This is a genomic window from Arthrobacter sp. I3 (assembly GCF_000520575.1).
GTDB lineage: Bacteria > Actinomycetota > Actinomycetes > Actinomycetales > Micrococcaceae > Arthrobacter > Arthrobacter humicola_A.
In genome coordinates this window covers 35821-48133 of sequence record NZ_KI914976.1, presented here as the reverse complement: position 1 = coordinate 48133, position 12313 = coordinate 35821, and the positions used below count along the sequence as shown (strand labels likewise).

The window sequence follows — 12313 nt, the reverse complement described above, 5'->3', positions numbered from 1 at the left end:
CGACTGTACCGCGTCGGCGCGGTCCTGGAATCCCTGCTCGAGGCGCAGTGGGGCGGCCCGCTGCTGGACAAGGCTCCTTCCCTTACTGACGCTGCCGTTTCAAGCCACGGAGGCTCACACTAATGACTGACGCAACCCTCAGCTTCGAAGAGGCGATGGAGAAATACGATCCCGTCCTGGGGTTCGAGGTCCACGTGGAGCTCAACACCAAGACCAAGATGTTCTCCTCCGCGCCGAACGTCTTCGGCGACGAGCCGAACACCAACGTCAACGAGGTGGACCTCGGCATGCCCGGTGTGCTGCCGGTGGTGAACAAGACCGCGATCGAGTCCTCGATCAAGATCGGCCTGGCGCTGAACTGCAAGATCGCCGAGAAGTGCCGCTTCGCCCGGAAGAACTACTTCTACCCGGACACCCCGAAGAACTTCCAGACCTCCCAGTACGACGAGCCCATCGCGTACGACGGCTACCTGGACATCGAGCTCTCCGACGGCACCGTGTTCCGCGTCGAGATTGAACGCGCGCACATGGAGGAGGACGCCGGCAAGCTGACCCACATGGGTGGCGCCACCGGACGCATCCAGGGCGCGGACTACTCCCTGGTGGACTACAACCGTTCCGGCGTGCCGCTGGTCGAGATCGTCACCAAGCCGATCGAGGGCGCCGGCAGCCGCGCCCCCGAACTCGCCAAGGCCTACGTGGCCGCCGTCCGCGAGATCGTCAAGAACCTCGGGGTCTCGGACGCGAAGATGGAGCGCGGTAACGTCCGCTGCGACGCCAACGTCTCGCTGCGCCCGCACGGCCGCGAACGTTTCGGCATCCGCTCGGAGACTAAGAACGTCAACTCGCTGCGCGCCGTCGAACACGCGGTCCGCTACGAGATCCAGCGGCACGCCGCCGTGCTGGACTCCGGCGAGCCGGTCATCCAGGAAACCCGCCACTGGCACGAGGACACCCGGACCACGACGTCGGGCCGGGCCAAGTCCGACGCCGACGACTACCGCTACTTCCCGGAACCTGACCTGGTCCCGATCACCGCGTCCCGCGAATGGGTCGAGGAGCTCCGGGCCACCCTGCCCGAGCCGCCGGCCGCGCGCCGCAAGCGCCTGCAGGCGGACTGGGGCTACTCGGACCTGGAGTTCCGCGACGTCGTCAACGCCGGCGTCATGGACGAGATCGAGGAAACCATCGCCGCCGGCGCCACCGCCACCGTGGCCCGCAAATGGTGGATGGGCGAGATCGTCGGCCGCGCCAAGAACGCCGACGTCGATCCCGGCCAGCTCGGCGTCAACCCGGCCACCATCGTGGAACTGAACAAGATGGTGGAGGGCGGCAAGATCAACAACAAGATGGCCTCCGAGGTCCTGGACGGCGTGCTCGCCGGCGAAGGCACTCCGGCGGAAATCGTCGAGAAGCGCGGCCTCGCCGTGGTCTCCGACGACGGCCCGCTCCTGGAAGCGATCGACGCGGCCCTCGCCGCGCAGCCCGGCGTCGCGGACAAGATCCGCGGCGGCAAGATCCAGGCGATCGGCGCCATCGTCGGCGCTGTCATGAAGGCCACCCGCGGGCAGGCCGACGCCGGCCGCGTCAAGGAGTTGATCCTCGAGCGCCTCGGCGTCGAGGGCTAGCCCCTAGCCGCCCACTAAATCGGTCATGATGGTCTGCAATGCTTCGCAGACCATCATGACCGATGTGCGTTTAAGGTTCTCCGGCCGGGCCAGGACGTCGATCCGGCGCCGGGTGCTGATGCCCTCCAGCGGCCGCAGCACAATGTCCGGGTTCAGCACAGGCCGCGCGGTGTGCCGCGGCAGCAGGCCGATCACGCCGCCGGCCGCCACGAGCGCCGCCACGGTTGAGTAGTCGTTGATGCGGTGCACGATGTTCAGCTCACGGCTGGAGACCGCCGCGAGGGCGGAGAGCACGTCGGCGGGGGAGTAGCCGGCGCGGCTCGTCACCCACGGTTCGCCCACGACGTCGTCCGCCGTCACCGCGCGCTGGCCGGCCAGCCGGTGCCCGGCGGGCAGTGCCACGTCCAGCGGCTCGTGCGCGAGCGGGATCACCGCGACGCGTTCCTCGGGCCAGCGCGGGCTGTGGTCCATCCGGTGCGCCAGGACCAGGTCGTACCGCGCCGTCAGGGCGGGAAAATCCTGCTGGGCGACGTCCTCGTCGGAGAGCAGGATCCGCGGCTGGCCCGGGCCGTCCAGCAGCCGGGCCAGCGGCGCGAACAATGCCTGCCCGGCGCTGTGGAAACCGCTGAGCGTCACCGGCGCCACCGGTGAGCCGTGGTAGGCGCCGATCGCCATCTTCGCATCCGCCATCGCGCTGACCACCGCGGCCCCGGCGTCCGCCAGCACCTGGCCGGCCTCCGTGAGCACCAGGTTCCGGCCTTCCTTGCGGGTCAGCGGCACCTCCACAGTCTTCTGCAGCGCGGCCAGTTGCTGGGACACCGCCGACGGCGTCACCAGAAGGGTTTCGGCGACGGCCTTGACGCTGCCCAGAGCTCCGAGTTCGCGCAACATCTCCAGCTGGTGGATTTCCATGCCAGCCATTCTATGCAACAGTGATTGCTAATTCGTCGATTGAGAAAAATTCGGTTGTGCTAATGCTTTCTGGTGGGTCTAATGGGGTGAGTTGACCCACACGCCCGCCCCGCATGCGGAACAGAACACGCGGAACAGAACGCGCGGAGCAGGACCCCAAAAGCACAGTTAGGAAGGCCCATGAAGGCTCTCTACAAAGCCGGCGCCCACGCAGGATTCGAGCTCGTCGACCGTCCCGAGCCGAAGAGCGGCCCCGGGGACGTCAAGATCCGCGTCATGACCACCGGCATCTGCGGTACGGACCTGCACATCCAGGCCTGGGACGCCTGGGCGCAGGGCATCATCAACGCCCCCCTGATCGCCGGCCACGAGTTCTACGGCGAGGTCGTGGAGACCGGCGAGGACGTCCTGGACGTCAAGGTGGGGGACAGGGTCTCCGGCGAAGGCCACATCGTCTGCGGAATCTGCCGCAACTGCCGCGCCGGCCGCCGGCAGATGTGCATCAACACCGTCAGCGTCGGCGTCCAGCGCGACGGCGCCTTCGCCGAGTACGTGGTGATCCCCGAGACCAACGTCTGGGTCCACCAGGACCCCTCCGTCACCCCGGAACTCGGCGCCATCTTCGACCCCTTCGGCAACGCCGTCCACACCGCCCTGAGCTTCCCGCTGGTCGGCGAGGACGTGCTGATCACCGGCGCCGGACCCATCGGCCTGATGGCGATCGCCGTCGCCCGGCACGCGGGCGCACGCAAGATCGCGATCACCGACGTCTCCGCGCCCCGGCTGGAACTGGCCCGCAGGCTCGGCGTCGACCTCGCGATCGATGTCTCGAAGATGCGGGTCAAGGACGCGCAGCGCGAACTTGGCATGCGCGAAGGCTTCGACATCGGCATGGAAATGTCGGGACACCCCACCGCGCTGCCTGAGATGATCGACAACATGAACCATGGCGGCCGGATCGCGATGCTGGGACTGCCCAGCCAGTCCATCGACATCAACTGGGGCAAGGTGGTCACGCACATGCTGACCATGAAGGGCATCTACGGTCGCGAAATGTTCGAGACCTGGTACGCGATGAGCGCCATGCTCTCCTCCAACCCTGCCCTGCACGCAAATATCTCGGCCGTGGTCACGGACACGCTGCCGGCCACCGACTGGGAAAAGGGTTTCGAGGTGGCCCGCGCCGGCGTCGGCGGCAAGGTGGTCCTCGACTGGACCGTTTTCTAGGCCCCTTTCCCTGACCGCTCGCTACCGGGCCCCTGCCATACACCGCCTTCCACGCACAGCATTCCGCCCCCGCATCCAACCAGCCGAGGAGCCAACCCATGTATTCAGCCATCAAGGACCAGCTGCAGCACGAACTCGATGAGATCCGCAGCGCCGGTCTGTTCAAGACCGAGCGGCATATCGACTCGCCGCAGGCCAACCGCATCAAGGCCGGGCAGATCGGCGAGTCCGGCGCCGACGTGCTGAACTTCTGCGCCAACAACTACCTGGGCCTCGCCGACCACCCGGACATCATCGCCGCGGCGAAGACCGCCATGGACGAGCGCGGCTTCGGCATGGCCAGCGTCCGCTTCATCTGCGGCACCCAGGACCTGCACCTGGCACTGGAAAAGCGCGTCTCGGCGTTCCTCGGCACCGAGGACACCATCCTGTTCTCCAGCTGCTTCGACGCCAACGGCGGCGTATTCGAGTCCCTCTTCGGCCCGGAAGACGCAGTCATCTCGGACGCCCTGAACCACGCGTCCATCATTGACGGCATCCGGCTCTGCAAGGCCCAGCGCTTCCGCTACGCCAACCAGGACATGGCGGACCTCGAATCGAAGCTGATCGAGGCCACCACGCAGGAGAACCCGGCCCGCCGCAAGATCATCGTCACGGACGGCGTCTTCTCGATGGACGGCTTCCTGGCCCCGCTTGAGGCGATCTGCGACCTCGCCGACAAGTACGACGCCCTGGTCATGGTGGACGATTCCCACGCAGTGGGCTTCATGGGCGCCACCGGTGCCGGCACGCCGGAACACGCCGGCGTCTCGGACCGCGTGGACATCTACACCGGCACCTTCGGCAAGGCCCTCGGCGGCGCCTCCGGCGGCTACGTCTCGGGCCGCGGCGAGGTCGTGGCGATGCTCCGCCAGAAGGCCCGCCCCTACCTGTTCTCCAACTCGCTGGCCCCGGCGATCGTCGCGGCCACGCTCAAGGCCCTGGACCTCGTGGAAAACTCCGGCGAACTGCGCGGCAAGCTCTTCGCCAACGCTGAACTCTTCCGCAACCGCATGAGCGAGGAAGGCTTCGACCTGCTCTCCGGCGAGCACGCCATTGTCCCGGTAATGTTCGGCGACGCCGTCATGGCGGCCAAGGTGGCCGACGCCATGCTCCACAACGGCGTCTTCGTCACGGCGTTCAGCTACCCGGTGGTGCCCAAGGGCGCCGCCCGGATCCGCGTCCAGCTCTCCGCCGCGCACAGCGCCGACGACGTCGAAGCCTGCGTCCAGGCGTTCGTGCGCAGCCGCGCAGCAGTGGCAGCAGCCTAGAGCGCCTGATCGCCGAGGCCGGGCCCCCGCATTCAGCACGGGTCCGGCCCGGCCCCAGGAGCCAGGCCCTGCCCGTTCATCCAGGCTTCCTCCACGTGCTGGTCCGCGGGACATGTCCAGCTCCGGCAGCGAGGACTGGACATAATGCCACTATGTCCAATGGCCGCGACCAACGAAGGGCATGTCCCGGGCCGGCCCGCAGCAACGAGGGACATGTCCAGCTTCGGCAGCGAGGGCTGGACATAATGCCACTATGTCCAACGGCCATGACCAACGAGGGGCATGTCCCGGGCCGGCCCGCCGCAACAGGGGACATGTCCAGCCGTGCGGACCAAGGAAGAGCATGTCCCGGGTCTGCCGCCGCAACGAGGGACATGTCCAGCCGTGCGGACCAAGGAAGGGCATGTCCCGGGGCGGCGTGCACAATTTATCCAAGCAACCAGGATTTCAAGAAAGTTGCCGCCAAACTCGGAATCGTGGAGACGGCATATGCCGAGAACGCCGTGAGTCACTGGACATTTCAACGCCCGGGGATCCAACAATGGCGCTGGTGATGACTGTGGGACCCGATTGACGCCGCTCGCCCGGGGCGCAGGTTGAGGCAAACGCCGGCTACCGGCGCGGCCTGACCCGACAATCTGCAAGGATGGGACCATGTCAGCTCATTACGATGTCGTAATTGTCGGCGGCGGAATCGCCGGCCTGTCCCTTGCCTCCGCCTTGGCCGGGCACTGCAGTGTGGCCCTGATCGAAGCCGAGCAGACCCTGGCGTACCACACCTCGGCCCGCTCGGCCCGGCAACTGATTCCCAGCTACGGCCCGCCTGTGGTCCAGGAGCTCACCGTCCGGACGCTCGACCTCATCGCGGCCCGGGACGCCGAACGTCCGGAACCGGTGCTCACCCCGCGCAGTTTCATGCTGATCGGGGACGACGCCACCGTCCGGGCGGAGGCAAGCGGACACATGCACCGGATCACCCACGCCGAGGCACTGGACCTGTGCCCGGCCCTGGTCCCGGATTCGTTCAGCGCCGCCGGGCTGGACACCGGATCCTTCGCCTGCAACGCCCCCGTGCTGCTCGAGGAGCACCGGCGGCTCGCCGTGGCCGGCGGCGTGGACATCATTACCGGCGCCAGGGTACATTCCGCCCAGCGCCTGGGCACCGGCTGGGAACTGGGCGCCGGGCAGGAAGGCTTCCAGTCCGCCGTCGTGGTCAACGCCGCCGGTGCGTGGGCCGACGAGCTCGCCGTCCTCAGCGGCGTCGAGAAGCTCGGCCTGCAGCCGTACCGGCGCACCGCGGCGATCGTCGACGTCGAGAATCCGCTCCCGGAAGCCTGCCCGATGGTGGCGGCGGCCGATGACAGCTTCTACTTCCGGCCCGACAACGGCCAGGTCCTGATCTCGCCCGCCGAACACGTGCCGAGCGGGCCCGAGGACGCCCGGCCCTATCCCGGCGACGTCGAACGGGTCATCGTCCGGCTCAACGAGATCACGACGCTCGGGATCCGGAACGTCCGCACCGCCTGGACGGGGCTGCGGACGGAGGCGGCCGACGGCGTCCCGGTGGTGGGGTTCGACGCCGAGGCCACCGGATTCTTCTGGCTCGCCGGCCAGGGCGGGTACGGATTCCAGACCTCATCCGGCGTCGCGGAACTGGCCGCCGGGCTGATCCTCGCCGGCCAAGGCTCCGCCCCGGCCCCGAACCCGGCGCGGGACGCCAGTCCGGCATCCCGGACAGCGGAGGCACTGGCCGCGACCCGCTGGTCCATCCGGCGCTGAAGAATGGATCTATGAGTACCCTCATCACCAATATCGCCGAACTGATGACCCAGGACGCGGAACACCGCGTCCTCCGCGACGCGGCGGTGGTAATCGAGTGGGAGCGGATTTCCTGGCTCGGGCCCGTGGCCGACGCCCCGGCCGCGGACGAACGGGTGGATGCCGGTGGCCGGGCGCTCCTCCCGGGCTGGGTCGACTCCCACACGCACCTGATCTTCGCGGGGGACCGCACTGCCGAGTTCGAGGCCCGGATGGCGGGGGAAAGCTACAGCGCCGGCGGGATCGCCGTGACTACCGGCGCCACCCGGAGCACGAGCGACTTCGACCTGACCCGGTTGGCGATGGGCCGCGTCGCGGAGGCCGTGTCGCAGGGCACCACCTACCTGGAGACCAAAACCGGCTACGGCCTGGACCTCGAGAACGAGGCCCGCAGCGCCCGCATCGCCTCCACGGTGGCGGACGAGGTGACCTACCTGGGGGCGCACCTTGTGCCCGCCGGAATGGACGCGGAGGAATACACGGAGCTCGTCTGCGGGCCGATGCTCACCGCAGTCCGGCCCTACGTCCGCTGGGCCGACGTCTTTTGCGAGCAGGGCGCGTTCAACGAGGACCAGTCCCGCCGGGTGCTGCTGGCCTGCAAGGCCGCCGGGCTGGGGCTGCGCGTCCACGGCAACCAGCTCGGCGAGGGCCCCGGAGTCAGGCTGGCGGTCGAAGTCGGCGCCGCCAGCGTGGACCACGTGAACTACCTTTCGGCCTCGGATGTCGATGCCCTTGCCGGCAGCTGGTCCGGCTGGGACGCCGCCGGCGGCAGCGGCACGTCTGGATCCGGGCAGCGCGGCACGGTTGCCACGTGCCTTCCGGCCTGCGATCTTTCCACCCGGCAGCCGCTGGCCCCCGGCCGGGAACTGCTCGACGCCGGTGTGCAGCTGGCGCTGGCCTCCAACTGCAACCCCGGCACGTCCTACACCAGCTCCATGGCGTTCTGCGTCACCACCGCCGTGCTGCAGATGCGGCTCAGCGTCCATGAGGCGGTGCGCGCCGCGACCTACGGCGGCGCCCTGGCCCTGGGGCGGGAGTCCGGGAACGACGTCGACGGCGAACGCGCGGTGGGCTCGATCGCCGTCGGGCACCGCGCGGACCTGCACCTGCTCAACGCCCCTTCCGCCACGCACCTGGCCTACCGGCCCGGCATCCCCCTGACGCACGCGGTGTGGCGGGCCGGCGTAGCGCAGCCGGTCCGCTGACGTGCCCTAGAACATCATGGGCGGTGCATCGAGGACGGTCTCGTCCACGCGCCTCTTCTCCCACTGCGTGAAGGGCTTGTCGAGCTCGTACTTGCCGTGCGAGGTGCGCAGCAGGGTGCGGACCTCGGCGTTCTCGGGGTTGTTCAGGGACTCGAAATATTCCACCGACCAGTGGAACCAGCGCATGCAGAACAGCCGCATGGTCAATCCGTGCGTCACGAACAGCGCGTTCGGGGCATAGCCGGGCCGGGACCAGTGCCGGTGCAGGGTTTCCATGAAGGAAGAAATCCTGTCATACACATCGGAACCGGACTCGCCCTCGCGGAAGCGGTAGAAGAAGTGCCCGTAGGCGTTGCGGAGCTCCTTCTGGTCCTCTATGTCGCCGGCGATCTGAAAGTTGGCCCAGTCCTGTTCGCGCAGGCGCGGTTCCTCGATCACCCGCTCCACGAGCGGGCCGAGATTCAGCGCCTCGAGGGTCTGGTAGGCCCGCAGGTAGGGGGAGACGTAGACGCACACCGGGCGGCCGTCCAGCTGGCGCCGGACCTCCTCCCCGGCCGCGGTGGCCTGCTCCAGGCCCAGTGCGGTCAACGGGATCCGGTAGTCCGGAACACGGTTGTAGATCGAGGTGTCGGCATTGGCGGCAGACTGGCCGTGCCGGATCATGATGATTTTCCGGGGCGCACTCATAATCCCCTAGCATAGGGCTCCCAAAAAGCCGCGGGTGCCGCCGCGGCCCGCACCACCCGGGCACCAGCAAACTATCGGCAAGTGCAGGCAAGATAGAACCATGTTGGTTCCCTCCCGCCGTCGGCTGCGGTTCGAAGTGTTGATTGTCCTGGGGTTGTCGCTCGGGCAGTCCGCGATCTACTCCCTGGTGCAGTTGCTGGACAAGATGACCACGGCGCCGCTGGCCCAGGGGACATCCACCCTGAACCGCTCACAGAGCGCACGCGAATACTTCGACCTCACCTACCAGTTGCTGGACATCATCTTCGCCCTGGTCCCGGTGGCCCTCGTGATCTATTTCCTCACCGAGCACTGGCCGGCCGGTGAGCGCGGAACCTCGGCGTTCCGAAGGATCGGCTTCGACTTCGCCCGGCCCGGCAAGGACCTCCTGCAGGGGCTCGGACTAGCTGCGCTCATCGGCATTCCGTCCCTGGGGCTCTACGCCGCCGGCCGGGCGCTGGGGATCACGACGGCGATCATCCCCAGCGCCCTGGACGCCTACTGGTGGACCGTGCCGGTGCTGGTCCTGTCCGCGATCAGGCACGCGGTGGTCGAGGAAGTGATTGTAGTGGCGTACCTGCTGGACCGGCTCGGGAAACTGGGCTGGAGCGTGCCGGCGGCCATCGCCGCCAGCGCCCTGCTCCGCGGCAGCTATCACCTGTACCAGGGGTTCGGGCCGTTCATCGGCAACGCGGTGATGGGCGTGGTCTTCGCGCTGGTCTACATCCGGACCAAACGGGTGATGCCGCTGGTGATCGCCCACGCCATCCTGGACACTGTGGCGTTCGTGGGGTTCAGCCTGTTCGGCAAGGCCGTGGGCCTGGGCTGAGTTGCTTTTAGGAGCAGGCCTTAAATGATCTCGGCCGCCGTCTCCTAGGTGACATCGTTGGCACCTAAGAGATGGCGGCCGAAGCGTGGGGCAGGTGGAACGTTAGATCGTGACCGCTCCGGAGGCGGTCTCGAAGGTGACAGAGAGGATGCCGGGAGTACCGTGCGGCGCGATCCAGTTCACGGCGACGTCTTCCAGCGGCTTTTCAACCGGTTCGCCCAGCCACTCCGTGACGCGTGCGGCCGAACCGGCAATGGTCAGTGCGGACATCTTGACATCGCTCGCGTAGGCGTTGGACGGGTGCAACTCCGGGTCGCCCTCCCACTTGAGCATGTACGGCACCTGGGGGTCGGCGATGAGCCCCAGGATGCCGATCTGCTTCCAGACCAGTTCGCGGCCGTCGGGAAACTTCCGGTTGCCGTTGACGGCGGCACGGCCGAGCCGCTCCTCGAACGGGGCCAGGTCGTCAACCTCGACGCACCAGCCCATCCAGCCGCCGCCGGCCTCGGAGCGTGCCCGGACGGCCTGGCCGAACGGGGCCTTGTCGGAGGCCGGGTGGTTCAGGACCTCCACGACTTCCAGGTACTTGTGTCCCGCGAGCGGGATAATCATGTTGCGTGTCCCGAAACGGGGGTGCACTCCACCCTTCACGGCTTCAACGCCGAGGGCAGACGCAATACGTTCAGTGGTGGCTGCCAAGCCATCGTGTTCACAGGCGTAAGAGACGTGATCCATGCGCATGCCATCATCTTGGCACTTTGTGATGGACCTCTCAGCTTAGGCTCCCCTAACCGTCATGGGACGTCCTGGGGCACGGAACGCGGCGCCCCGGATGCTCCGTCACGGCGGCCGTCTTCATCTTCGTCACAAAGCTATCCATGGCTCCGCCGCCATTCCTACACTGAAGCCAGGTCATGAGTGCCAGCGCACAGCCCCGGCTTGCTGGCCGGCAACCCTCGTATCGCGGTGGGGTGCCCCGGGTGAAGACCTGGCCGTCCGGCGCCCGCCGGAGGGCAAGCGCGGCGCCTGTTCCGGTTCGGGCCGAAAGCCCCGGCCGGTGCTGTGCCCAGTGACTCGAGGAGCACCAATGTCCAACGCCTGGTCCTTTGAAACCCGCCAGATCCACGCCGGCCAGGAGCCGGACAGCGCCACCGGCGCGCGTTCCCTGCCCATCTACCAGACGACGTCGTTCGTGTTCCCCAGCGCCGAAAGCGCCGCGAACCGCTTCGCGCTCGCCGAGCTCGCGCCCATCTACACCCGGATCGGCAACCCGACCCAGGACGCCGTTGAACAGCGCGTCGCCAGCCTGGAAGGAGGCCTCGCGGCGCTGCTGCTCAGCTCCGGCCAGGCCGCCGAGACGTTCGCCATCCTCAACATCGCCGAGGCCGGGGACCACGTGGTGGCCAGCCCCAGCCTCTACGGCGGAACCTACAACCTGCTCGCGCACACGCTGAAGAAGTTCGGCATCTCCGTGACCTTCGTGGCGGACCCGGACAACCTGGACCAGTGGCGGGACGCCGTCCAGCCCAACACCAAGCTGTTCTTCGGCGAAGTGGTCTCCAACCCCCGCCAGGACGTCCTGGACATCGAGGGCGTCTCCCGCGTGGCGCACGAGGCCGGCGTGCCGCTGGTGGTCGACAACACGCTCTCCACCCCCTACCTGATCCGGCCGATCGAGTGGGGCGCGGACATCGTGGTCCATTCGGCCACCAAGTACCTCGGCGGGCACGGCGCCGCAATCGCCGGCGTGATCGTGGACTCCGGCAACTTCGACTTCGGGAAAGACCCGGAGCGGTTCCCCGGCTTCAACACCCCGGACCCCACCTACAACGGCCTGGTTTACGCCCGCGACCTCGGAGCCGACGGCGCGCTGGGCGCGAACCTCTCCTACATCCTCAAGGCCCGGGTCCAGCTCCTGCGCGACCTCGGCTCCGCGGTGTCCCCGTTCAACGCCTTCCTCATCGCCCAGGGCATCGAAACGCTGAGCCTGCGCGTCGAGCGCCACGTGGCCAACGCCACGAAGGTGGCGCAATGGCTGGAGGGGCGGGACGACGTCGAATCGGTCGCCTACGCCGGGCTGCCGTCCAGCCCCTGGTACGAGCGCGGCCGCAAGTACGGGCCCAAGGGGACAGGCGCCGTCGTGGCGTTCAACATCGCCGGGGGAGCGGAGGCCGGCAAGCGGTTCGTCGATGCCCTCGAACTGCACTCGCACGTCGCGAACATCGGCGATGTCCGGTCGCTGGTGATCCATCCGGCGTCGACCACCCACAGCCAGCTCTCGCCCGAACAGCAGGTGATCGCCGGGGTGAATCCCGGGCTGGTGCGGCTTTCGGTGGGACTGGAGCATATTGACGACATCCTGGCGGACCTCGACGCCGGATTCCGCGCGGCCAAGACCGCCTAGACGGAAGCCCACGCGGAATTTCCCCACCTTTGCTGGCATGACGCCGCGAATCGCCGGCACTTCGGCGCGACCCGCCGGTCACGGCTGTCAAAGGTGGGGAAACTGCGGTGCTGACGGGTCCGGCTGTCACATGGAAGTCATAATCTTCGTGATTTCCGCACCCTGTTTCGTAGACTCGTACCAGGTCATGAGTGCCAGCGACAGCCCCGGCTTGCTGGCCGGCAACCCTCCTTTTGCGGCGGGGTGCCCCGGGT

Annotated in this window: 10 protein-coding genes and 2 riboswitches; of the genes, 7 read left to right on the top strand and 3 right to left on the bottom strand. The window is 67.8% G+C overall.

Translation table 11 applies throughout. The annotated features are described in order from the left end of the window. Positions 1 to 122 precede the first annotated feature (122 nt). Positions 123 to 1628, top strand: coding sequence for an Asp-tRNA(Asn)/Glu-tRNA(Gln) amidotransferase subunit GatB (gene gatB, locus Y706_RS0122275; protein ID WP_028278308.1), 1506 nt, complete (start codon positions 123 to 125; stop codon positions 1626 to 1628). 3 nt (positions 1629 to 1631) lie between these two features. Here gatB and Y706_RS0122270 read toward each other — a convergent pair whose 3' ends face one another. Beyond that, a complete protein-coding gene (locus tag Y706_RS0122270) occupies positions 1632 to 2540 on the bottom strand; it encodes a LysR family transcriptional regulator (protein ID WP_028278307.1) in 909 nt (302 codons plus the stop codon). Positions 2541 to 2720: 180 nt separating this feature from the next. Between Y706_RS0122270 and tdh the strand changes: the two genes are divergently transcribed. The 4 genes from tdh to Y706_RS0122250 all read left to right on the top strand — a co-directional run bounded on the left by tdh (position 2721) and on the right by Y706_RS0122250 (position 8100). Beyond that, complete coding sequence (tdh, locus tag Y706_RS0122265) at positions 2721 to 3767, top strand: L-threonine 3-dehydrogenase (RefSeq protein WP_028278306.1); 1047 nt, start codon at positions 2721 to 2723, stop codon at positions 3765 to 3767. Between the two features lie 98 nt (positions 3768 to 3865). After that, on the top strand, positions 3866 to 5077 hold the full coding sequence (locus Y706_RS0122260) for a glycine C-acetyltransferase (protein ID WP_028278305.1): 1212 nt from the start codon (positions 3866 to 3868) through the stop codon (positions 5075 to 5077). A gap of 654 nt (positions 5078 to 5731) precedes the next feature. Then, on the top strand, positions 5732 to 6856 hold the full coding sequence (locus Y706_RS0122255) for an NAD(P)/FAD-dependent oxidoreductase (protein WP_028278304.1): 1125 nt from the start codon (positions 5732 to 5734) through the stop codon (positions 6854 to 6856). 11 nt (positions 6857 to 6867) lie between these two features. After that, the gene (locus Y706_RS0122250) at positions 6868 to 8100 is read left to right on the top strand and encodes an amidohydrolase family protein (protein ID WP_028278303.1); all 1233 of its coding nucleotides are present in this window, start codon (positions 6868 to 6870) and stop codon (positions 8098 to 8100) included. Between the two features lie 6 nt (positions 8101 to 8106). On the opposite strand, the gene Y706_RS0122245 is transcribed toward Y706_RS0122250, so the two are convergent. Further along, positions 8107 to 8787, bottom strand: a complete 681-nt coding sequence (locus Y706_RS0122245; protein ID WP_028278302.1) for a histidine phosphatase family protein — start codon at positions 8785 to 8787, stop codon at positions 8107 to 8109. Positions 8788 to 8887: 100 nt separating this feature from the next. On the opposite strand from Y706_RS0122245, the gene Y706_RS0122240 reads away from it, so the two are divergent. Then, positions 8888 to 9655, top strand: a complete 768-nt coding sequence (locus Y706_RS0122240; RefSeq protein ID WP_028278301.1) for a CPBP family intramembrane glutamic endopeptidase — start codon at positions 8888 to 8890, stop codon at positions 9653 to 9655. A gap of 102 nt (positions 9656 to 9757) precedes the next feature. Here the strand turns inward: Y706_RS0122240 and Y706_RS0122235 are convergent, their stop codons facing one another. After that, positions 9758 to 10396: a VOC family protein gene (locus Y706_RS0122235; RefSeq protein ID WP_026266630.1), complete on the bottom strand. Its 639-nt coding sequence runs from the start codon at positions 10394 to 10396 to the stop codon at positions 9758 to 9760. A gap of 169 nt (positions 10397 to 10565) precedes the next feature. Beyond that, a riboswitch (SAM riboswitch) is annotated at positions 10566 to 10681 on the top strand. 61 nt (positions 10682 to 10742) lie between these two features. Between Y706_RS0122235 and Y706_RS0122230 the strand changes: the two genes are divergently transcribed. Continuing rightward, positions 10743 to 12059: a bifunctional o-acetylhomoserine/o-acetylserine sulfhydrylase gene (locus Y706_RS0122230; RefSeq protein WP_028278300.1), complete on the top strand. Its 1317-nt coding sequence runs from the start codon at positions 10743 to 10745 to the stop codon at positions 12057 to 12059. 187 nt (positions 12060 to 12246) lie between these two features. Then, a riboswitch (SAM riboswitch) is annotated at positions 12247 to 12313 on the top strand.